This is a genomic window from Polyangium sp. y55x31 (assembly GCF_029946505.1).
GTDB lineage: Bacteria > Myxococcota_A > Polyangia > Polyangiales > Polyangiaceae > Polyangium.
In genome coordinates, this window is the sequence record NZ_JARZHG010000051.1 from 1 (window position 1) to 22,961 (window position 22,961).

The 22,961-nt window shown below is 69.4% G+C and carries 16 protein-coding genes and 1 pseudogene; 10 read left to right on the forward strand and 7 right to left on the reverse strand.

Annotated elements, in window-relative coordinates:
- Positions 1–113: 113 nt before the first annotated feature.
- Together QHF84_RS45250 and QHF84_RS45255 are read right to left on the reverse strand one after the other, a co-directional pair.
- Positions 114–1,757 (reverse strand): TolC family protein, encoded by a 1,644-nt coding sequence (locus tag QHF84_RS45250; RefSeq protein WP_281319839.1) that lies wholly within the window; start codon positions 1,755–1,757, stop codon positions 114–116.
- 121 nt (positions 1,758–1,878) lie between these two features.
- Entirely contained in the window at positions 1,879–3,531 is a 1,653-nt protein-coding gene (locus QHF84_RS45255; protein WP_281319840.1) for a hypothetical protein, read from the reverse strand.
- Between the two features lie 840 nt (positions 3,532–4,371).
- Here QHF84_RS45255 and QHF84_RS45260 point away from each other — a divergent pair.
- From QHF84_RS45260 to QHF84_RS45285, 6 genes are all read left to right on the forward strand, one after another.
- Positions 4,372–4,827 (forward strand): hypothetical protein, encoded by a 456-nt coding sequence (locus QHF84_RS45260; protein WP_281319841.1) that lies wholly within the window; start codon positions 4,372–4,374, stop codon positions 4,825–4,827.
- Positions 4,828–5,036: 209 nt separating this feature from the next.
- Positions 5,037–6,839: a c-type cytochrome gene (locus QHF84_RS45265; RefSeq protein WP_281319842.1), complete on the forward strand. Its 1,803-nt coding sequence runs from the start codon at positions 5,037–5,039 to the stop codon at positions 6,837–6,839.
- A 370-nt stretch (positions 6,840–7,209) separates the two neighbouring features.
- Positions 7,210–9,132: a hypothetical protein gene (locus QHF84_RS45270; RefSeq protein WP_281319843.1), complete on the forward strand. Its 1,923-nt coding sequence runs from the start codon at positions 7,210–7,212 to the stop codon at positions 9,130–9,132.
- A gap of 119 nt (positions 9,133–9,251) precedes the next feature.
- A complete protein-coding gene (locus QHF84_RS45275) occupies positions 9,252–10,904 on the forward strand; it encodes an aldehyde dehydrogenase family protein (RefSeq protein ID WP_281319844.1) in 1,653 nt (550 codons plus the stop codon).
- Between the two features lie 3 nt (positions 10,905–10,907).
- The gene (surE, locus tag QHF84_RS45280; protein ID WP_281319845.1) at positions 10,908–11,696 is read left to right on the forward strand and encodes a 5'/3'-nucleotidase SurE; all 789 of its coding nucleotides are present in this window, start codon (positions 10,908–10,910) and stop codon (positions 11,694–11,696) included.
- A gap of 11 nt (positions 11,697–11,707) precedes the next feature.
- Positions 11,708–12,286: an adenine phosphoribosyltransferase gene (locus tag QHF84_RS45285; RefSeq protein ID WP_281319846.1), complete on the forward strand. Its 579-nt coding sequence runs from the start codon at positions 11,708–11,710 to the stop codon at positions 12,284–12,286.
- Here QHF84_RS45285 and dapE read toward each other — a convergent pair whose 3' ends face one another.
- From dapE to ndk, 4 genes are read right to left on the reverse strand one after another with little or no spacing between them, the layout of a single operon-like run.
- Positions 12,287–13,369, reverse strand: a complete 1,083-nt coding sequence (dapE, locus tag QHF84_RS45290; protein ID WP_281319847.1) for a succinyl-diaminopimelate desuccinylase — start codon at positions 13,367–13,369, stop codon at positions 12,287–12,289.
- Positions 13,366–14,193: a 2,3,4,5-tetrahydropyridine-2,6-dicarboxylate N-succinyltransferase gene (locus tag QHF84_RS45295; RefSeq protein WP_281319848.1), complete on the reverse strand. Its 828-nt coding sequence runs from the start codon at positions 14,191–14,193 to the stop codon at positions 13,366–13,368. Before QHF84_RS45295 ends, dapE begins: the two co-directional genes overlap by 4 nt.
- 22 nt (positions 14,194–14,215) lie before the next feature.
- Complete coding sequence (locus tag QHF84_RS45300) at positions 14,216–15,055, reverse strand: hypothetical protein (protein ID WP_281319849.1); 840 nt, start codon at positions 15,053–15,055, stop codon at positions 14,216–14,218.
- On the reverse strand, positions 15,052–15,480 hold the full coding sequence (gene ndk / locus QHF84_RS45305) for a nucleoside-diphosphate kinase (protein ID WP_348652938.1): 429 nt from the start codon (positions 15,478–15,480) through the stop codon (positions 15,052–15,054). Before ndk ends, QHF84_RS45300 begins: the two co-directional genes overlap by 4 nt.
- Before the next feature lie 168 nt (positions 15,481–15,648).
- Between ndk and QHF84_RS45310 the strand changes: the two genes are divergently transcribed.
- The 3 genes from QHF84_RS45310 (at position 15,649) to QHF84_RS45320 (ending at position 20,435) form a co-directional block, all read left to right on the forward strand.
- Positions 15,649–16,362 carry a response regulator gene (locus QHF84_RS45310; RefSeq protein WP_281319850.1) on the forward strand — a complete coding sequence of 238 codons (714 nt, stop codon included), beginning with the start codon at positions 15,649–15,651 and terminating at the stop codon, positions 16,360–16,362.
- A complete protein-coding gene (locus QHF84_RS45315) occupies positions 16,359–18,194 on the forward strand; it encodes an ATP-binding protein (protein WP_281319851.1) in 1,836 nt (611 codons plus the stop codon). Before QHF84_RS45310 ends, QHF84_RS45315 begins: the two co-directional genes overlap by 4 nt.
- Positions 18,195–18,272: 78 nt before the next feature.
- Positions 18,273–20,435: an alkaline phosphatase D family protein gene (locus QHF84_RS45320; RefSeq protein WP_281319852.1), complete on the forward strand. Its 2,163-nt coding sequence runs from the start codon at positions 18,273–18,275 to the stop codon at positions 20,433–20,435.
- 18 nt (positions 20,436–20,453) lie between these two features.
- On the opposite strand, the gene QHF84_RS45325 is transcribed toward QHF84_RS45320, so the two are convergent.
- A complete protein-coding gene (locus tag QHF84_RS45325; RefSeq protein WP_281319853.1) occupies positions 20,454–21,461 on the reverse strand; it encodes a hypothetical protein in 1,008 nt (335 codons plus the stop codon).
- Positions 21,462–22,201: 740 nt separating this feature from the next.
- Between QHF84_RS45325 and QHF84_RS45330 the strand changes: the two are divergent.
- Positions 22,202–22,765 (forward strand): annotated as a pseudogene (locus QHF84_RS45330) (transposase); the annotation flags it as partial.
- Positions 22,766–22,961: the final 196 nt, after the last annotated feature.

Consider the following 22,961-nt stretch of genomic DNA (forward strand, 5'->3'; position numbering starts at 1 on the left):
CCCGTCGGAGAAACTGCGCATCGCGCAGTTTCTCCGCGTTCGGTCCAGGCCGTGCCTGGTCCGGGGTGCAGGGGGCGGACAGCCCCCTGCTGGGGTGCGGGGCAACGCCCCGCTCAGGGCTTCGGCGCCGTGGAGGCCTTCTCCACGTCGCGGCCGGTCGCGTGCTCGAGCCGTGTGCGGGCGACGAGGATCCCGACGCGTGCTTCTACGCGGCGCAGGCGTGCGCGTGTCAGCTCGGCCTCGGCGTCGACGAGTGCCACGCCTGTCGCGCGACCTGCGCGGAAGAGCTCGTTCTGCACGCGCACTCCTTCTTCGGCTGCGGCGAGTCCGCGATCGGCGGCGTCGATGTTTGCCTCGGCGCGCTTCAGCTCTGCGTAGGCGGAGGCGACCTCGACTTTGAGACCTTGGAGGAGTTGCTCCTTCTGCGCGGCGATTTGCTCCACGCGTGACTTTGCCTCGGTCACGGCGGGGATCGTGGTCAGCGTATCGTTGATGGTCCAAGAGAGCCGCACGCCTGCGTTCCATGTGAACCGGAACGCGTCGGTCTGCGGGAAGACGCGCTGGTTTGGGTTCTGGTACTGCCCCTCGGCGAACCCGTCGATGCGCGGGAAGTAGCCTGCGCGTGTCAGCGACACTTGCTTCTTCAGCGAGTGCTCCGTCTCGTCGAGTGCGCGGATCTCCAGCCGCTTTGCGAGTGCCTCGTCTTGTAGTGCTGCGAGCTGCACGTTGCTCGGCTCCACCGACGCATGCAGCACGTCCACGCCGATCACCAGCGGCTTTCCGGCTGGCAACGCGAGGGAGACTCGGATCTGCTCCTCTGCGAGGGATGCGAATGCGTCTGCGTCGGCTTGCACCTGCTGCGCGGATGCTACTTGCGCTTCGAGACGCAGCACGTCGGCTTTCGAGATGAGACCTGCTGCGAAGGTGTTCTGCGCGTCCTTCAGGTGCGCCTCGGCTTGTGCCACGGCTTCGGCTGCGACGACGGCGCTGCCCTTCGCGCGCACCCAGTTGAAGAATGCGACCTTTGCGTCGGCGGCGACCGTCAGCCCCTCGGCTTCGAGCTCGATCCGCTTTGCGCTCTCGGCGTGCGACGCGGATGCGTAGCCCTGCGAGATGCGCAGCACGTAGTCCGAGATCGGCACTGCGAGCGAGGCCGTCAGCGAGTACGAGTTCAAGAGAACGGGGAACGAGAAGGCCGGCGCTTGCACGGCGGTGATCGCTGTGCCTGCGATGTCCGTCACGCAGTTGCCCGACAGCGGCGGCGGGCATGGCCTCGACACGAGCGGACCTTCCTGCACCGGGATCACTTGCGGGTTTGCGGGGTCGAGGTTCGTTCCGACGTAGGCGGTCGACGGCGCGCCGAGCACGTTCTCGACCCGGGACAGCCGCGTGTAGCCTGCGGCGACCGTCACGCGCGGCAGGTAGTTCAGGAGTGCTTGATCGACGCGCGCCGCGGCGGCGCGCAGCTCGGCCTGCTTGACGCGGAGCGACGGACGGGTGCGAAGCGCGATGCGCGCCGCTTCGTCCGGGGTCAGGCCTCCGGGTTGGGGTGCGAGGGCCTCGGCGATACGATCTGTTGCGGGGGGAGGCGGCGCGGGTGCGGCTGCGGGGGCTGCGGGCGCGGGCGGCGCGGGCGCGGGTTGCGCGAGGGCCGCGGCGGGGGCGCCGAGCAGCAGGGCGAGCGTGCACGCCGTGAGGGTGTGCTTGGCTCTGCGGGGCGAGGGTGAGGAGACGAAGCGGGAGACAGAGGACGTCATGTTGACCCGCCGGTCACTTATGGGCGCTCGCCTCTCCCGTCAAGCGCCCTTGCACGACTTTACAATCGCGGCATCGGACGGGGGTCACGTGGATTCGTGACCCCCGGGTCGTGACGCCGTCTCAGCGCATGTATGCCGGCGTGGCCACGGCGCTGCGGCACTGCCAGTTGAAGCTCCGCATGTGCGGCGCGCGACCGTGCTGCTTGAGCTTCGCCACCAGTCCGCCGACTGCGTTCGCCAGCGAGGCATCGTGCGAGTAGTGGTAGGCCATGGCCATGACGTACGCGGCTTCACCCCAGTGCTCGTTGTCCGGGTCTTCTTCGCCCCGACCGGTTCCGCCTTCGCCCATGAAGTAGTAGGGCTTGCCGGACCTGTCCATCCCTTCGCGCGCGATGGCGCGACCGAGCTGCACGATCGACGCGTGCACCTGCTGCTCGCGCTGGCCGCCGCGCTCGGTCGCGTAGAGATCGAGACCGTCGGCGAGGATGGCGCTCATCCAGGGGCTGCAACCGAAGTAGCCGTAGTCCTCGCCGTGCGCGCCGGCGTGGTGGGCGAAGCAGCGGGCGCTCGAATTGCCATAGCCGCGCGGATACGTCGCCTGCACGTCGAGGTATGCGTCGACCGCGTTGTCGGCGAGCTCCTGGAAATGGGCGCTCCGATCGTCGGAGACCATCATTGCATAGGTCATGTCGAGCAGGAAGAAGCCCGCGTGACGCTCGGTCCAGAGGCCCGTGTCCTTCCCCTTGTACCGGGGATTCCAGATCGAGGCCATTCGATCGGCCACGTCCTCGGCGGCCTCGCGGAACCGGTCGTCGCCGGTCAGGAGGTAATGGATCGCGAGGTTCTGGCTATAATGGTACTTCGGGTCGTTCGCCTTTTTGGGGATGCCGATCTGCAGGTTCTTCCCGCTGCCGGAGAGCGTCGCGCGATAAAGCGCGGTCTCGGCGTAGGCCGTGCGCAGCGTCTCGACGTCGCCCCGCCGCGCATGACCCCGGTAAAACGTCGTCCCACGATCGTAGAGCCAGACGGCGGGATCACCCTTCTTCGGCAGGAACGCGTCGACGTCGTGCTTCCCGTAATCGCAGACCTTCGCCCAGCCGTCGTACGGCGAGCCCGCGGACTCGGATTCGGGTGCGATCGTGCCCATCACGCCGCTCTTCGCGAGCCTCTGGGGCGAGAGGAGCGCATACACGCGCGGCCCGAGCGTCCCGTTCGCGTCCACGAGCGTCTGCTGCACGGGGACCAGCGAAAGCGCGCCTGCCTTCGACCGCTCTCCCACGATCACGCTGAGCTCCGTCTCTCCGGGGACGGGCACTTCGACCTGGATCTGCACGCTCCGGAGGCTATTGTCGGCGTGACGGGCGAGGCCGCGGCGCGCGACGGGGAGATCACGACCCGCGTGGACCACGCGAATCATGGATTCCTCGAAGAGCTCGCCGGGGGCGAGGGGAATCGCGAAATTGACGCGCTGGGTGCCGGTGTGGCCCTGCGCGGGGACGAGACGCACCGTCTCGGTGCGCGGCGACGAGAGCGCGCTCTCGGCTTCGTCGCTCTCCGCGGTCTCTTCGGTCTCGGCGGCCGCGACGGTATCTTCCGCGACGCCCTCGTCGCTCGCCTCGTCGCCGGCCTTGTCGCTCGACGAATCGACGTCGCTCTCCGCGGCCTCGATCCCGTCTTCCTGGGCGGCGCCTTCGGAGGCGACACACGAGGCCGTGGAGGCGGCGAGGAGGAGGGCTAGGAGAGAAATACAAGAATTGGAATGATAACGGTGCATGTTTGCGCCTTTCAAAGGAGGTGTGCGAATGGCCGAGCCGGGCCGACGCGGTCGCCGCGAGGACGAAGGCCAAACGAAGGATGCCCGTGCGCGCTGGAGAGGCCGAACGAGGGCCTGCGCGTCAATCGGTGTCGGTCATGGGCAATTGAATGACAGCCAGCCGGGACGTCGTCGAGATCTTTAATGGGAACGGCTTACCGCCGTGGGGCCGCGCATTACCATCATCCAGCTTTATTTTGGCAAGCGCCCCCACCGGGGCGACGCGTTTTGCCGGCACTCGCGGCATTCGTCGCTGGGAAGCGCGCCCGGCGCGGGGGAGAACCGTGCGGAAAATGCGCGGAATCCCACCGCCCGCGCGCCAAAGCCCCCTCCGGCTGCCCGGCTCTCTCCGCGGCGCTTCGCCAAAGACCCTTCGGGCGCCCCCACCTCCCCCGCGGCGCTCCGCCGAAGACCCCCCGGACTACGCCGACCTCGCTTTGGCGCTCCGCCATGTAACGACGCCCGACGCGCCGACCTCTCCTTGGCGCACCGCCAAAGCCCCCTCCGGACGCGCCGACCTCTCCTTGGCGCACCGCCAAAGACCTCTCCGGACGCGCCGACCTCTCCTTGGCGCACCGCCAAAGACCCCTCCCGACGCGCCGACCCCTCTTTGGCGCTCCCCCAAAGACCACGCCGGGCACGCCGACCTCTCTTCGGCGCATCGCCAAAGCCCACCCGGAGCGCGCCGACCCCTCTTCGGCGTATTCGCGCGCCCCCTTTTCCGCCTTCGACACAACGAGCGATTCTATTTGCGCTTTCGCTCACCAGGCGACATCGAGAAGCGAAGCCTTGGAGGTATCGATGCCCGTCCAGTCCCACCGGCGCCCGGAGCTACGCGCATCCGTCGTGAAGTTGCTCGAAACCCTCGTCCCCGCCGTGCGGGACGGAGGCGAGGTGCCGCTCCTCTCGATCGTCGAGAGCGTCGCGGGCGATCGATTGAAGCCCGAGGTCCGAAAGCAGCTCGAAGCCCGCGGCAACGCCGTCTTCCGACGCGAGGGCGAGGCCACGCGCTTCCTCAACGAAGGCCCCGCGCTGCGCATCCCCCTCAAGCGATTCGACCTCCGCATCGCCCCCCGCGTCTCCGGAGACGCCCGCCTCGTCGACGGCGGCGCCGCCCTGTGCTTCCGCGGCGCCGAGACCCTGAGCGCGAGCAAGTTCCTCTTCTCCGTGCGCCTCGAAGGCATCGAAGCCACCGATCAACGAATCTTCGTCGACATGGAGGGCGACTCCTTCGACCAGGTCTTCGAGCTGGTGTGACATCCGCGTCATAGCGGCGCCGGCTGGCACATCATTTCTCGCCGAGCGCGAACCCTCCTTCACGGGCGGACGCGCCTCCCCCCGAAGTGCAACTCCGCACGCCGATTGGGATTCCGTTTCATCCACGCGCAGTTGTCGCGCGAACGGGAAGCGGCGAGAATTCGACAGGGCTTGGCTTCTTATTTGCCAAGCCCGAGCGCGGAGGCCTCATGCGAACCCATCTTCGACGCCCGCTCGCCTTGCTCCTCGTCTCCCTCGCCGGCGCCAGCATCGCCGCCGGATGCTCTGGCATCGACGACACCTTCGTCCCCAACGCGGACATCGCCGTCGCCGCCGTCTCGCCGCCTGCCATCTCCGGTGGCACCCTCGCCATCGCCGGTGACGGTCGCACCGCCGTCGCCGCCGACCCGGACCGCGACATGGTCTGGATCGTCGACCTCGAAGCCGGCGCCCTGAAAGCCAAGGTCGCCCTCGAAGAAGGCGACGAGCCCGGGCGCGTGGCCATCGACGGCCAGGGCCGCGCCCACGTGGCCCTCCGCTCGGGCGGCGCCGTGGCGTCGATCGACGTGGCCGGCGGCAAGCTGATCGAGCGTCGTCAGGTCTGCGCGACGCCGCGCGGCATCGCCTACGAGGCCGAAAACGACCGCCTCCACGTGGCCTGTCAGACGGGTGAGCTCGTGACGCTGCCCGCAGGCGGCGGCGCGGCGACGCGCGTGCTGAAGCTCGAGCGCGATCTGCGCGATGTGGTCGTGCAAGGCGACAAGCTGCTCGTGAGCCGCTTCCGCTCGGCCGAGGTGCTCGTCGTGGGCATCGACGGCAAGATCTGGCAGCGCGAGGCGCCGGCCAAGGTGAAGGGCTTCGATCCGTTCACCGGCGGCGAGTCGAGCTTCGAGCCGGCCGTGGCGTGGCGCATGGTGTCGCGGCCGAACGGCGGCGCGCTCATGGTGCACCAGCGCGGGACGGCGAACGCAGTGGTGATCGAGCAGCCCGGCGGCTACGGCAGCGGCGGCGGCTGCGACGGGAGCATCGTGCAGACGACGGTGACCGAGGTGGAGCCGGGCGACGAGTCGGTGCCCATCGTGATCCCGCCGATCGGCGGCGCGTCGCTCTCGGGTTCGGCCCTGCCGGTCGACATCGCGGTCTCCCCGAACGAGACCGAGGTGACGATCGTCGCCGCCGGCAACAACGCGATCCTGCGGACGACGCGCACCTCGATCGCGAACAGCGAGTCGACTGGCTGCGATCCGTCGTTCGGCGAGCAGGTGCCCGGCCAGCCGATCGCGGCGCAATACTGGGGCAACGGCGACCTCGCCGTGCAGCTCCGCGAGCCCGCGGCGATCTACCTGCCGAACACGCAGGTGACGATCACGCTGCCCGGCGAGAGCCGCCGCGACACGGGCCACGACGTGTTCCACAAGAGCGCGAACGGCTTCAACTCGCTCGCCTGCGCGTCCTGCCACCCGGAGGCGATGGATGACGCCCGGACCTGGAACTTCAACCCGATCGGTCCGCGCCGGACGCAGTCGATCCGCGGCGGCATCCTGGCGACGGCGCCGCTCCACTGGGACGGCGACATGGAAGACCTCGGCCACATCATGAGCGAGGTGTTCGTGAACCGGATGGGCGGCCAGCCGCTCGGTCCGCGTCAATCGCGCCTCGTCGGTCGCTGGATCGACGCGCAGCCGGTGCTGCCGAAGGCGGAGATCGCGGACACGACGGCAGTGGAGCGCGGCAAGGAGGTCTACTTCGACGCGAAGGTCGGCTGCGCGACCTGCCACAACGGCGCGAAGCTGACGAACAACGACTGGGCCGACGTGGGCACGGGCAAGGCCTTCCAGGTGCCGACGCTGATGGGCATCGCCGACCGCGCACCCTTCATGCACGACGGCTGCGCCCCGACGCTGCGCGACCGCTTCAACCCGGCCTGCGGCGGCGGCGACAAGCACGGCGTGACGTCGCACCTGACCCCGGCGCAGGTCGACGACCTCGTCGCGTACCTCGAGACGCTCTGAGAGAGAGCGCGGGGCGTTGCCCCGCACCCCAGGAGGGGGCTGTCCGCCCCCTCCACCCCGGACCAGGCACGGCCTGGACCGAAGGCCGAGAAACCGCGCGATGCGCGGTTTCTCGGACGGGCCTGTGGCAAGACCACGAGGCCTCGCCCCCCAAAACAGCAGCGCTACCCCACGTGCTGGGGACGTTTTCCCTGTCGACAGCGCGCTTTGCGCGCTGTCGCCCCGGGTCCAGCGCTTGCGCTGGTCCGGGTCCAGGGGTGGACAACCCCTGGTCGGGTCCGGGGTGAAACCCCGGCGCGGCGCTGCAAGTTTTTTGCGCATCCCGTAGGATCCTCGTCAGCCGCCGCGTGATTGGGTAGACTCCCGAGGCGTGAACGTCGAACAACGAATCGCGGCGCTGGAAGCGCTCCTCGACAAGGTCCAGAAGAACGCCGCGTTGCCCCGGCCCGAGCGTGCCGGGATCGGCTCGCTCGCGGTGAAGCCGGGGGACGACGTGGTCGGCGCTCCGATCCCCACGATCGCCGAGGCTGCGACGCCGATCGTCACCAAGAAGCCCGACATCGGCGACGACCTCTGGGACGAGGCGCCTGCGAAGGAGGCGCCCGCGAAGGCCGTGGCCATCGCCTCTCCGCTGCCTGGCGCCAAGGAGGGCACGCCGAAGACGCCTCCGGCCGCCCCGGCCAAACCCGTGCCCGTCACCACGGCTGCGAAACCGGCCGCCATCCCGGGCCCGAAGCCGATCACTCCGGTGACCACGGGCGCCAAGCCTGCCGCCGTCACGCCGACCGCCGCCAAACCTGCGGCCGTGCCGGGTCCGAAGCCGATCGCGCCCGTCACCACGGCTGCGAAGGCGGGCGCGACGACGCCGGCTGCGACGCCTGCGGCCAAGGCTGCGGTCGCGGCTGCGATGCCGAAGCTCACGACGCCGGCGGCGACGCCCATCGCCACGAAGCCGGCCGCGAAGCCGGTCGACGAGCTCAAGAGGACGCTGCCCGGGGTCGGCGAAGGCGAAGAGGCCGGCGATTCCCGTCCGCCGCCGCTCGACTCGGACGCGATCACCGCGCCGCTCGCGCTCGCGCCGGAGCAGATCGAGGCCCTCATCGGGACCGATCCTGCGGCTGCGAAGAAGCCGGAGACGACGAGCACGGGTTTGCCCTCGGCGGTCGAGGACGACGGCGAAGGCGACGATGCCGAGCCGACGAAGCTGTTCGAGCCCGCTTCGACGTCGAAGCCGAGCGCAGCGCTCCTTGGTGCGCTCGTGAAGCCGGACGAGCCCGAGAAGAAGCCGGAGCCCGAAAAGGAGCCCGTCCTCGAAGCGAAGCCCGAGCCCGAGAAGAAGCCCGAGCCCGAGGCCGCCATCGAGATCGAGGCTGCTGCGCCCGAGAAGAAGCCCGAGCCCGAGAAGAAGCCCGCGCCCGAGGCCGCCATCGAGATCGAGGCTGCCGCGCCCGAGAAGAAGCCCGAATCCGAGAAGAAGCCCGCGCCGGTCAAGAAGCCGGAGACGGAGCCGGAGGAGGCCTCGATCGAGCTCGGCGCTGCGGAGCTCGAGCCGAAGCCGGAGCCGGAGAAGAAGCCCGTCGCCAAGCCCCCGCTGCCGACGAAGAAGCCCGAGACCGAGAAGAAGCCCGTCGCCGAGACCAAGCCGCCGGTCGAGAAGAAGCCGGTCGTCGTGGCGAAGGAGCCGGAAGAGACGAAGCCGGAGCCGGAGCCGAAGAAGGGTTTGCCCGGGTGGCTGCTCGTCGCGGCCGCGCTCTTGCTCATCGGCGCGGGTGTGTTCGTCGCGATGCAGAAGGGCTGGATCGGTGGCCTGCCCGGCGGCACGCAGCCCGGAAACACGGGCGGCACCGTGACGCCTCCGCCCACGCCCACGCCCACGGAGACGGTGAAGGCTGCGCCGACGCCGGCCACCACCGAGACGGCGCCCGCGCCGTCGGACAGCGCCTCGGCCGCGCCTGCGGGCAGCGCTTCGGCCGCGCCTGCGGGCAGCGCTTCGGCCGGTCCCGAGGCGAGCGCCGCGCCGACCGCGGAAGCGCCGCCGGCGAAGGATCCGGCGACGCTGCCGGCGACGCGCGCGATCCTGACCGTCACCTCGAACAAGGCGGCGCTCGTGTTCCTGACCGGCAAGCTGGTCGGCGGCACGGGTGAGGCGCTCGAGGTCGACTGCGGTCCGAAGTTCGTCCGTCTCGCCGAGCCTGGCGAGACGAACCCGACGAAGGCCAAGTGGCTCACGCCGGGTCAATCGGCCGTGATCAACTGCCAGAAGGCGAACAACGTGACCATCAACGTGCCGTGAAGGCAGCCGCGAGAGCGGCGCTCGATCGAGGAAGCCTCGAGGTCCACGTGCCTCGGGGCTTCTTCGTTTCGAACGCGGGTGGCGCGTAGCCGCAAGCAGAATGGTAGGCTCCGCGCCGCATGGACGTGCAGCAAGATGGGCAAGCGGCCGAGGCGCAGGCGGACGCCGCGGAGACGAACGACACGAACGAGGCGAGCGCGCCGCAAGCGACGAGCGCGCCTCGAGCGACGCCGGCGACGGACGGGGCGAACGGCCCCTTCCCCACGCAAAGCCCGCTCGATGGTTCCGCCCTGCCGGCCGTGACGGCGACGTCGCCGAGCGAGGTCCCGGCGCTCGCGCGCAAGGCGCGTGAGGCGCAAAAGGCGTGGGCCGCGAAGACGGCGCGGGAGCGGGCGAGCGTGATCGCGCCCGTCAAGCAGCGCATCCTCGCGCGCGCCGAGGAGATCGCGGACCTCGTGCACCGCGAGTGCGGCAAGCCCGTCGAGGAGGCGGCGCTCGCGGAGGTGCTGCCGAACGCGGACCTCGTCGAGTACTGGACCGACGCGATCGAGGAGCTGCTCGAAGGCACGACCGTCGAGCTCGATCCGCTCTCGTATCCCGGCAAGATCGGCCGGATCCACAAGGCGCCGCGTGGGCTCGTCGGGCTCGTCACGCCGTGGAACTACCCCGTGGCGATCCCGCTCCGGACGATCGTGCCGGCGCTGCTCGCGGGCAACGCGGTGCTGTTCAAGCCGAGCGAGATCACGCCGCGGGCCGGCGCGCTCGTGGCGTCGCTCTTCGAGGGGCTCTTGCCGGACGGGCTCCTCGCGCTCGTGCAAGGCGGCGGGGACGTGGGCGCGGCGGTCGTCGACGAGGCGGACATCGTGGTGTTCACGGGCAGCGTGGCGACGGGCAGGCGCGTGGCCATGCGCTGCGCGGAGCGGCTGATCCCGTGCTCGCTCGAGCTCGGCGGCAAGGACGCGGCCATCGTGCTCGCGGATGCGCCGATCGAACGGACGGCGAACGGCATCGTGTGGGGTGCGTTCACGAACGCCGGGCAGAACTGCGCGTCGATCGAGCGCGTGTACGTGGATCGGAAGATCGCGGACAAGCTCGTGCCGCGCCTCGTGGAGCTGACGAAGAAGCTCGAGCCGGGCCGCGACACGGCGGTGCTCACGACGTCGCGGCAATGCGACATCGTGCGGCGTCACCTCGCCGAGGCCGAGGCCGCGGGCGCCGAGGTGCTCGCGGGCGGCGCGCCCGAGGCAGGATCACTCGCGTTCGCGCCCACGGTCGTGAAGCTCGATCGCGAGGACACGCCGCTGCTCCGGGAAGAGACCTTCGGGCCGATCCTGCCGATCGTGCTCGTGGACGGCGCCGAGGACGCGATCACGCGGGTGAATGCGTCGACGTTCGGCCTGACGACGAGCGTGTGGACGCGGCGCGTGGGCGCGGCGCACGAGCTCGCGCGGCGCCTCAAGACGGGCGTGGTGACGATCAACAACCACGGGTTCACGGCGGCCGTGGCCGCGGCGCCCTGGACGGGCACGGGCGAGAGCGGGTACGGCATCACGAACAGCCCGCACGCCCTCGGCGAACTGACACGCCCGCAGTTCGTCCTCGAGGATCGCAACAAGGCCGCGCGCGAGCTCTGGTGGTACCCGTACACGCCGGTTCTGCGCAAGATTGCTTTCGCGATGGCGCGCGTCCGGGGAGGGGCGGGCTTGTTCGGCCGCATCGCTGCGGTCTTCGAGCTCGTCTCTGCCCTGCCGAAGCGCCTGCTCGGAGGATGACCCGTGGAGGACTCTCGCCCGCTGATCCTGCTCTCGAACGACGACGGCTACGCCGCGGAGAACCTGCGCGCGATGCACGCGGCGCTCGCCCCCTACGGCCGCGTGATCGTGTGCGCGCCCGAGGTGAACCAGAGCGCCACGAGCCACTCGCTCAGCCTGCACAGGATCCTACGGCTTCGTAACGTCTCGGAGGACGTGTTCGCCATCGACGGGACGCCGGCCGACTGCGTCTACGTGGCGATGCACTCGAGTGGCCGGGTCTTGCCGCGGAAGCCCGATCTCGTCGTGTCGGGGATGAACCACGGGCTCAACCTCGGCGTCGACGTGTTCTATTCGGGCACCGTCGCGGCCGCGCGCGAGGCGGCGATGCGCGGGGTGCCGGCGGTCGCGGTGTCGGCCGACGCGAAGGCCGATCGCGCCGCCGCCGCCGCGATCGGGGCGCGCATCGCGATGGAGACGCTCGCTGCCTTCCGCCGCGCGCCGAGCGCGCGCGCCCCGCTCTTCAACGTGAACGTGCCGCCGGGGAATGCGTGGTCCGTTCGTCCCACGAAGCTCGGCGCGCGGCTCTACACGGAGAGCGTGATCTTCCGGGAGGATCCGCGCGGGCAGGAGTACCTGTGGATCGGCGGCGGCGGCGTGCGGCACGATCACGTGCACGGCTCGGACACCGAGGCCTTCGACGAGGGCGCGGTCGGCGTCACACCGCTCACGCTGGATCTCACGTCGCCGGAGCACCGCGACCTCTGCGTCGCGACGTGCGCGGCCGTTTCCCTCGGCGAACGCGAAGGCTAGGCTTGCCCGCGATGACGATCACGTTCGATCCCGACAAGCTGCCCGGGGCGCATGCGCTCGCGTACCTGCAATCGAAGCTGCGGGACGTGCCCGACTTCCCGAAGCCCGGCATCCTGTTCAAGGACATCACGCCACTGCTCGCGGATCCGCGGGCGCTGCACATCACGATCGATCTCCTCGCGGAGCGCTTCATCGGCGAGCGCATCGACCTCGTGGTCGGCATCGAGTCGCGCGGGTTCATCTTCGGCGGCGCCGTCGCGACGCGGCTCAACGCGGGCTTCGTTCCGGTGCGCAAGCTCGGCAAGCTGCCGTGGAAGACGGATCGGCTCACGTACGCGCTCGAATACGGCGAGGCCGAGCTCGAGATGCACGTGGACTCGATCCCGAAAGGCGCGCGCGTGCTCGTCGTCGACGACGTGCTCGCCACGGGCGGCACGGCGAGCGCGGCGGCCGAGCTCGCGCGTAGGCAGGGCGGCGTCGTCGCGGCGTTCGCGTTCGTCGTGGAGCTCGATTTCCTGGCGGGGCGATCGCGGCTCGACAGCGAGAACACGCAGCCGGCCGTGTACTCGCTCGTGCACGTCGGCGGGTAGTTACCGCCGTCCGATCGCCTCGAAGAACCGACCGAGGATCGCGCGACCTTCCACGAGCAGCGGGATCGACGTCCACTCGTTCCGCTGGTGCGCCTGCGCGTTCACGCCCGGCCCCCAGTTCACGGCGGGCACGGAGAGCGCGGCGAACCGCGCGACGTCGGTCCACGCTTGTTTCGCCTCCACGCCGGCCACGCCCGCGTCCTTGAGCGCGATCACGAGCGGGTGCGACGCGTGCGGCGGCGCGGACGGGGAGAGGTCGGTCCACTCGATCTTCGCGCGGCCCGCGACGAGCGCTTCGATGTCGCGTTGTGCTTCCGCGATCGAGGTATCGGGCGAGAAGCGGTGGTTCAGGTTGAGCGTGAACACGTCGGGAACGACGTTCCGGCCGCGGCCGCCCTCGGCGAGGGTCGAGGACGTGACCGTGCGGTACGTGAGCCCGTCGAGGATCACCGTGCGCGGCTCGCGCGCGCCGAGCTCCGTGAGGAACGGGCCGGCCTTGTGGATCGCGTTCTCGCCCTGCCACGGCCGCGCGCTGTGCGCGGTGCGGCCCTCGAACGTGATGCGCGCGTGGATCGAGCCCGACGCGCCGAGGCTGAGCTTGTTGTCCGACGGCTCCATACAGACGGCGAGATCCACGGCCGTCGCCTCGGGATCGTCCGCGAGCACGCGACCGAGCTCGTTCTCCGCGTAGGGGCCTTCCTCGCGGGCGTAGAAGATCAACGTGAGATCGGTGCCCGCGATCTCGCGCGCCCCGTGCGAAAGGAGATCGAACATCAGCGCGAGGCCCGACTTCATGTCCGAAGCGCCGGGGCCGTAGAGCTTGTCGCCTTCGACGCGCGGCGGACCGTCGTGCGACGTCCGCACGACGTCGAGGTGCCCCGCGAGCGCGACGCGTGGACCACCCGTGCCTCGCGTGACGGGCACGACGATCGAGTCACCGTGACGGCGCGGCGGCGCGGCGAGCGCGGAACGGGAGACGCGTTCCATGACCGCATCGGCGATCAGGCGCTCCTCCCCCGTCGGCGAGGGAATGTTGCAGAGCCAAAGAAGCGTCTCGACGAGCCGCGCCTCGACCCCGCTCATACCGCCACCGAGAAGTCCCGGAGCGCCGCGTTGAGCGAGACCTTGCGATCGGTCGACTCGCTCCGCTTTCCGATGATGAGCGCGCAAGGCACGCCGAACTCGCCCGCCGGAAAACGCTTCGGCCGCATGCCGGGGATGACGACGCTGCGCGCGGGGACGCGGCCGCGGTGCTCGACGACCTCGGAGCCCGTGACGTCGAGGATCGCAGTCGACGCCGTGAGCACGACGCCCGCGCCGAGCACGGCCTCGCGCTCGACGATCACGCCTTCGACGACGATCACGCGCGAGCCGACGAACACGCCGTCCTCGATGATCACGGGCTGCGCGCCCGGCGGTTCGAGCACGCCGCCGATCCCGACGCCGCCCGCGAGGTGAACATCGCGGCCGATCTGCGCGCACGATCCCACGGTCGCCCACGTGTCGACCATCGTCCCCGCACCCACGCGCGCGCCGATGTTCACGTAGCCCGGCATGACGATCGCGCCCGGCTCGAGGAACGCGCCGTAGCGCACCGCGCCCGGCGGCACGACGCGCACGCCTGCGGCGTCGAGGCCACGCTTGAGCGGGATCTTGTCGTGGAACTCGAGCGGCCCCGCCTCCATCACCGACATCTTCTGCACGGCGAAGTAGAGCAGGATGGCCTGCTTCACCCACGCATGCGTCACCCACTTCCCTTCGGAGACGGGCTCGGCGACGCGGAGAACGCCATGATCGAGCGCGTCGATCGTCTGGAGGACGGCGCTCTCGTGCTCGGGATCCTTCAGGAGTGAACGATCCGCGAAGGCCGCCGAGATGAGCGGTGCGAGGGAGCCTTTGAGGTTCATCCCGGCCGACTTAGCACGGATTTCAGGGCGCCTCGCGCTCGCTCTCCATCGACACGATCCCCGCGGCCACGTCGATCGTGAGCCCGAGCTTCGCGCGACGTGCAGCCACGCGGGCGATCCCGAGCGAGCCGGGCACCTCGCCCCGCGCCGTCACGGACAGCACGATCCGCGTCGCTGCGGCGTTCCGCGGCGACGGACTCAACCGAACGAGCAGCCCTCCCCCGGACGAACGCGCGACGCCGAGCCGCGCCGTCACCGTCCCGCGCCGCGACGCGATCGGCGCGGCCAGCTCCACGAGCCCGCCGAGCACGTGCCGATCCGCCACGAGCCACGACGGCCGCGGCGCATCCACCGCGATCCGAACCACGCCTTCCTCGGCCGACCGGTTCGCGCCGAACCGTTGCTCCAGCACGTCGACGAGATCGAGCTCCGTGGGCGTGGGCGCGACCGCGGCCGCGAGCAGCTCCGCGACCGCGAACGCGTCCCGAAGCTCCGCTCCATGCTTGCGAACCGCGGCTTCGAGAGCGAGCCGCCGCCGCGCATCGGAGAGCGAACCGCCATCGGACAGGGCGGACGACAGAGCAGCGACACACGCGCCTGCGTGTGCGCCGAGGGTGCGGACTTGATCCTGGGCCTCCGCGTCGGAGGCGAACGCCGCGACGAACGCTTGTTCGAGCGCGGAAAAGGACGCGCGGAGCGCCTCGCAGGCCGGGACCATCTCGCCTCTCGCTTGCGCGAGGGCGCGTGGCCCGATGCGGCGCGAGCCGAGCAGATCCGAAAAGCCTTCGAGCGCGGCGAGGCCCTCACGGACCTCGCCGCGTGCGATGGCGAGCGGGGTTTCTCCGCGCTCCGACCCGGTCACGCGCGAGGCGAAACCTCGTAGCCGGCGAAGAAGTAGGCGATCTCGCGGGCCGCGGACTCGGGCTTGTCCGAGCCGTGCACCGCGTTCTCGCCGACGCTCGCGGCGTACAGCTTGCGGATGGTGCCCTCGGCGGCGTTCGCGGGGTTCGTCGCGCCGATGACCTCGCGGTACTTCGCGATCGCGTCCTCGCGCTCGAGCGCCATGATGACGATCGGGCTGCGGGACATGAACGTGGTGAGCTCCTCGAAGAAGCCGCGACCACGGTGCTCCGCGTAGAAGCCTTCGGCCTCGGCGCGGCTGAGGTGAACGCGCTTCATCGCGCGGATGATGAAGCCCTCCTGCTCGAGGCGGGCGATGATCGCACCCGTGTGGTTCTTCTCGACCGCATCGGGTTTGACGATGGAAAGAGTACGCTCCAGAGCCATGACGCGCCCCTACTAGAAGAAAGAGGGCGGGCGCGCAAGAAAAGGTCGCGCCGGCATGTCGTTCTTGCCTCCGCGGCATGGCTCGGCACGATACGGCTCGGCTCGCCCCCGTGCTGGCCCCGACGCCACGCGCCTGTCACACAAGGCTGCTAGAGGTGGGGCCCACGCATGCCGACGAACGTTCTCATCGTCGAGGACGAGCGCGACCTTCAGCGCGTCCTGTCCTACAACTTCAAGCAGGCGGGGTTCGACGTCGTCTCCGCGATGAACGGCGAGACTGCGCTCCGCGCGGTCAAAGAAGAGCCGTTCGACCTCGTGATCCTCGATCTGATGCTCCCCGACATGCCGGGCACCGAGGTGTGCAAGCGCCTCAAGCAGAGCCCGGAGACGGCCAACATCCCGGTCATCATGGTCACGGCCAAGGGCGAAGAGGTGGATCGCGTGGTCGGCTTCGAGCTCGGCGCCGACGACTACGTGGTCAAACCCTTCTCGGTCCGCGAGCTCATCCTCCGAGCCCGCGCGATCTTGCGCCGCGCCGAGGGCACCCCGCCCGACGGCGCGAAGATCGACTTCGGCGTCCTCCGTGTCGATCGCGCCGCGCACCGCGCCTGGGTGAACGGCGAGGAGATCGCCTTCACCGCGCTCGAGTTCAAGCTGCTCGTCGTGCTCTTCGATCGCCGCGGGCGCGTCATGACCCGCGACGTCCTGCTCGACGAGGTCTGGGGCTCGCACGTCGACGTCACGGCCCGCAACGTCGACACGCACGTCAAGCGCGTCCGCGAAAAACTCGGCCTCGCCGGTGACTACATCGAGACCGTGCGCGGCGTCGGATATCGCTTCCGCGCCGAGCCCGGCGAGCTCTCCGCGCCTTCGGACGAATGATCGGCCGCCTCGGCATCCGCGCGAAGCTCATCATCGCGTCGGTCGTGCTCATGCTCGTCGCGGGCTTCGCGATCGAGCGGTTCGGCTCGCGCTCGCTCGAAGCGCTCATGATCGAACGCACGACGGTGCAGCTCACGGGCGAGCTTCGCCTCTGCGAGGACATCGTCCGGCGCCGCTGCGAGGCGTCGCCATGCGCCGAGGGCCACACGCTCGACGCCCTCGCCGACGAGCTCGGCACGCTCGCCGGCGGACGCATCACGCTCATCGCGCCGGGCGGCGCCGTGCTCGGCGACTCCGAGCTCACCCCGGACGAGATCTCGCGCACGGAGAACCACGCCTCGCGCGAGGAGGTCGCTTCCGCGCTCGGGACCGGCACCGGCAGCGCGTTCCGCTACAGCGGCACCCTCGGCCAGCGCATGATCTACGCCGCGCGCCGCTACCCGAAACCCGAGCAAGGCGTCTCCGTCGTGCGCATCGCCGTGCCGCTCACCGGCGTCGACGCCGCCATCGGGAGCGCGCGCCTCTTCTTGCTCGTGGGCATCGCCGTCGCGATCGCCGCGGCCGTGGCGATGAGCGCGTTCGGCACGTACCTGCTCACGCGCCCCGTCCGCAGCTTGACCGAGGCCGCGCTGGCGATGGCCGGCGGCAACCTCGCGATCCACGCGCCCGCGCAGGGCACCGACGAGACCGCGCAGCTCGGCCGCGCCCTGAACCGCCTCTCGAGCGAGCTGCTCGCCGCGATCGAAGAGCTCCGCGACGAGCGTGATCTCCTCGCCTCGATCCTCGACGGCATGAACGAAGGCGTGCTCGTCACCGACGGCGACGCGCGGATCGTCCTCGCGAACCGCGCGCTCCGCGGCATGACGCTCGTCGGCGAAGGAACCATCGGCAAGAGCGTGATCGAGGTCATCCGCAACGCCTCGCTCCAGGAGGCGCTCGATCGTGCCGCGGCGAGCAGCGAAGCCGTCGTGCGCGAGGTCGAGCTCTCGGGCCTGCTCCCGCGCAAGCTCCTCGTCCGTGTCTCCAAGCTCCCGAGCCGCAAGGATCGTGATCGTCAGAGCACCAACGATCGTGGCCTCATCGCCGTCTTCCACGACGTCACGGACCTAAGGCGCCTGGAGACGATCCGCACCGACTTCGTTGCGAACGTCTCGCACGAGCTCCGCACGCCGGTCACGGCCATCAGCACCGCGGCCGAGACGCTTTTGGCCGGCGCGCTCGCCGAGCCCGAAGAGGCCGCCGAGTTCGTCGACGTCATCGATCGTCACGCCAAGCGCCTTCGCCAGCTCGTCGACGACCTGCTCGATCTCTCGAAGATCGAGAGCAAAAACTACCGCTTGAAGCTCGTCGAGCAGGACGTGATTCCTGCCGTCACGCACGTCACGCGTCTGCTCGACGAGGCCGCGCGCCGCCGCAAGGTCGAGCTTCGCATCGAGCGCCCCGAGGGCCCGCTGCCGGCGCGTATCGATCGCCGCGCGATGGAGCAGGTCCTCATGAACCTTTGCGACAACGCCACGAAGTACGCCGGCGAAGGCGCGCACGTCGTCGTCACCGCGCGCCCGAAGGACGGCGGCGGCGTGGAGATCCGCGTGAAGGACGACGGCCCTGGCATCCCGCCGGCGCACCTCGGCCGCATTTTCGAGCGCTTCTACCGCGTCGACGCGGGCCGCTCGCGTGACCTCGGGGGCACGGGCCTCGGCCTCAGTATCGTCAAGCACCTCGTGGAGCTCATGAACGGCACGATCGACGTGGAGAGCGAGCTCGGAAAAGGCTCGACGTTCACGGTGCGGCTTCCGCCCACGGGCGAAAGACAGTCTCGCGACCGCGCGTAGCGAGCTCTCGCCTTCACTTCCAAAAAAAGAATCCGTTCGGGCTTTTGCTGCGGGCCCCGGCTCTGGCACATTTCGATCATGCTGAGCCGTAGAAGCTTCCTTCGCGCAACCGTCGTCACCGTAGGCGCCGCCTTCGTCCCTGGATGCGGCGACGATCCCTCGAACACCCCGGGCAATCGCGAGCTCGTGGAGGGGAAGGGATATTTCCCGCAATCCGTCGCCTCGGGGGATCCGCGCCCGGAGAGCGTCGTCGTCTGGACGCGCGTCGTCGACGGCGAAAAGGCGGGCTGGGACCTCGACGTCGAGCTCGAGGTCGCGCTCGACGCCGCATTCACGAAGCCCGTCTCCGGCCCCATCAAGCTCCGCGCCCTCGCCGCCTACGACAACTGCGTCAAGGCGCGCATCGTCGGCGACCCCGGCACGACCTATTACTATCGATTCGTCTACGAGCGCGGCGGGATCTATTACGTCTCCCGTGTCGGCCGCACGAAGACGGCGCCCGCGGAGGACGCGGACGTGCCGGTGCGCTTCGCCTTCGTCTCCTGCCAGGATTTCGTCGGGCGGTATTACAACACGCTGCTCGCGCTGGGGGACGAGGACCTCGATTTCGTGGTGCACCTCGGCGATTACATTTACGAGACCACGGGCGACCCCTCGTTCCAGACGCCGGACGAGGCGCGCAAGGTCGTCTTCCGCGACCCGGCCTCGGCCATCGAGCTCGGGGCGAATGGCGAAGAGAAGTTCTACGCGGCGAAATCGCTCGACAACTACCGCGACCTCTACCGGACCTATCGCGGAGACCCCGCGCTCCAGGCCATCCACGAAAAATTCCCGATGATCCCGACCTGGGACGATCACGAATTCTCGAACGACTGCTGGGGCGCGAACGCCACGTACCTGAGCGGCCGCGCGAGCGAGCTCGACGTCGCGCGCCGGAAGGCCGCGAACCAGGCCTGGTTCGAGTACCAGCCGGTCGATTACGCCGACGACCCCGACTTCAAGTACGACCCCGCCGCCGATTTCCCGAACGACATCCGCATCTATCGCGACTTCACGTACGGCAAGCACGTCCACCTCGTCGTGACCGACCTCCGGAGCCACCGACCCGATCACCTGATCCCCGAGGACGCGTTCCCCGGCGCGGTCATCTTCGACCAGGCCACGCTCACGGCCTCGCCGGGCGGCTTGCCTGGCCCCACGATCGCCACGCCTTACGTGAACATCGACGACGCCTCTTATGCCCCCTACAAGAGCGTCCTCTCGCAGGCCGCGATGGCCGCGGACTATGACGCCACGAAGGTCACGGGCAACGTCAGCGTCGATTACATCAACGCCGTCGTCGCCCAGATCAACGAGCCGGCCATCCCGCCCATCGATCCCGCGGGCCTGCCGCGAGGCCTCTCGTATTTCGACCTCAACAAGGTCAGCTTCTACGCGCAGATCGGCACGCGGTATTTCGTCCACAAGGACGCGTTCGACGTCTTCAGCACGCTCCGTTATGCCGCCGATCCCAAAACGCAAGACGTCATGGGCGAAGCGCAGGAGACCTGGTTCCTCGAGACGCTCACGGGCTCCACGAAGACGTGGAAGGTCTGGGCGAACGAATTCAACATCGTCCCTGTCCAGGTCGATCTACGGCAGGTCGTGGGCATTCCGGCGAACGTACAGCGCCGCTTCTACATGGGCGTCGAGGGCTGGGACGGTTTCCGCGACAAACGAAACGAGCTGCTCGGCAAGATCGGCGGGCTCGGCAATGTCGTCGCATTGACCGGCGACTTGCACACGTTCATGGCGGGCACGCCCTGGGCCGAGCAGGATTCCTCGAAGAAGATCGTCGAGTTCATGACCGGCGGCGTCTCCTCGACGCCCTTCCGCGACGAGCTCAGCTCGCAGGTGAAATCCGACCCCGTCCTGAGCCAGATCCCCGCCGCGCCGCTGCTCGCGCTCCAGATCGACGACCTCGTGCTCGACACCGAGACGAAGGTGAACCCGCACCTCGCCCACGCCGAAAGCAACACGCACGGGTATGCCGTCGCCGAGGTGAGCGCCGCGGAGATCGTGGTCACCATGCATTCGGTCTCCGGCAAGGAGGTCACGACGAATTATGCCGGCAAGACGGCGGAACTCGTGGCCAAGATGCACAAGACGCGCTTCAAGACGGTGGCCGGCGGGAGCGACCTTTTCAAGGAGATCGACGGCGCGTGGAAGCGGTGGGATTCGGAGACGCTGATGTGGGTGTGACGGTCACGCGTACCGCCGTCAACCGCCGCCGCTGACCCCGGACCCGGCCTCGAAGCACGCCGACTCGACGCTCGCGTGCCAGGGGTGCTTCGGCCGGAGCTTCTCGCATCGTTCGCGCGTGGGGAAGCAGAAGTACGATCGGTACGACTGCCATGCTCCCAGGTTCGAGTAATCCGTCTTCATCGCGTAGCAGTGGACCCGAGGGGCCGCCGAGCAAGTCCCGATCTCTTCCGGGCGGCCCCCCCGAATGCGGACCTCGTCCATCAGGTCCTCGCGGCCGGAGGCGCAGGCCTCCTCGCTCGGGTAGCACTCGTTGGGGATCAACTCCTTGGGGTCGGACGGCCCGGCGAGGCAATGCCACGGCCCTGTGTGCGTGCTCGGATGCGGCTTGTCTTTGGGCCGGCACGAGACGGACGCGTCCAGCCAGTCCGGGGGGTCGGACATCGACGACCAGATATTGACCCGCAGCGCCGGCCATTCCCCCGCGGCTCGCTTGATCTCCGCCCTGGCCTGCGTCGCGGACGGAGCCCGCAAGAGGAGCCGGAAGCGCGCGCTCTCCTCCTCCCGCGGCGCGGACGCGGTCGCCGTGCGCGCCTCTCCGCTGCCCACGGTGAGCAGCTCGACCTCGTCGCGGCCCCAGCGGCCCCAGAGAGCTCTGGCCAGGTTGTCCCAACCTTCCCCCTCATGACGCACGGTCGACACCTCCCCATCGTGACGCACCACCAGGCAGGTGCCGCCCGGCTCGCTGATACAGCCATGAACAGGCCGTCCGGCGGAGATCCGGCGAGCCAGCCCGGCACGCGCCCGCGCCTCGCAGGAGGCTGCATCGTCGCCCTCGCGGCAACGGCTGCTGGCTTTGGAGCCGTGCCAGTGCCGCAGGAGGACGGTGTCGCCCTGGAGGCTCTCCCAGAAGCCGCGCACCGTCTGATCATTGCAGTCCGCCACCGAGCGCGGGCTCGGCGTCGCGCAGGCGCACAGCGCGAAAACCACGGTGAACGGAGCGGCACGGGCGCCGATGGGGCTCATGCAGCCTTCCCGATCCGCCAGGCATCACGCATCTGCCAGCCAACGAAAGCACCTCCGCGCAGTGGCGTCAAAGGCCTCGACATGCACGGGCGCCGTTAAGGCCTGACACGCGGCATCCGTCGTCGACGCCGCGTGTTCTGCCGCCGGACGGGTGACATCGCCGGGCGAGGGCGCGTGTCATGGCGCCCGCCCGGCGACGCTCGCCCGGATGCAGGTCGTTCCTGGGGCGCAACAAGGCCCGTCGGCGGTCGACGGCCCGTGTTCGGCAGCTCGACAAGGACCATCCGCCGCCGGTGGTTCGTGTTTGGAGGCTCGACCTTCCCCAGGGAAGGCGCCCTGCCCCGTGTTCGGCGGCGGGACGAGTGCGTTCTGACGTCGACGACCCGTGTTCAGCTTCGTGCCAGGGGTCCCCGGCGGGGACATCGGTTGTCGGTGGGGAGAACAGGCGGGGACGAGTGTGGATGTCGTGTGTCGAGGATGCCCAAGAGCCGACGGCTCGGGGACGGGCCGATCGACACCTCGATTGCGTTGTCGACCTCGACCTGCACGTCTGGAAAACAGCTCGGCAGATCGTTTGCAAGGCTCTCTCGCGTCCATGGCCCGCCGGCACTGCCTCTCCAGGCGCACCATCCCAGGGGTGTGCAGCGGTGGTGGGCGCGTTCGCGGAGGAGCTATCGAGATCGTATCGATGGCGCGCGAAGCGTATGTTTGGCCTTTCGAGCGTTGAAGATGCGTTTCCCGGAGCCGTGACAGTCATCCAGCGATTCGACTCGGCGCTGCGGCTGAACGTGCATGCGCATACGCTCGTGCTGGATGGTGTGTACGTGCGGCGCGCGGGTATGGATGGAGAATGCTTGTCGTTTCTGCGGCTGTCAGCGCCGACGGAGGGTGAGGTCCAGAATGTCGCCGAGCGGACCGCAAAGCGGGTGGCGGCGATATTGAAGAACCGGGGCCGCTCGATCGAAGGCCTATCTGGCCGTGAAGTGGGAGACGATATCGAGCCTGCGCTTATGGCTTGTTATGACGTGGCGGCGCGAGCGCCTGCGCTGCGCGTGGTGGAGCCGAGCCGAATACGTGAGGATGAGCGTGTAGCTGTCGTGATGGGTTTCAACGTCCACGCGGGAGCAGCGATCGATGGTCGGGATGTTCGCCATCGATGTGACAGCGTGTCCGAAGTGTGCGAGCACGATGCGGTGGCGAAACGTTGCGCTTACACCGGATGCGATTCGCGAAGGGTTGGCCCGCGGGGCTCTCGGCGCGTGGCCGATGCGTACGTGTACCCGCAGTGCCAGAGAATTCGATGACGAGCTCGACTTTCCGCGCGAGGCCCACGCGTGGTGGCGTCATGCCGTAGTCGGGGATACGGCCGCGGCGGGGGCGGCGGGGCGACGGTTCCTGCTCGAGGGGGAAATTGGCTGGTTATTTGCCCTAAGCGCCACGTTCGGCGAACAGGGGCACGTGCCCGGCGTGGGCAACGTGCATTCGAATCTGTCGGTCGCG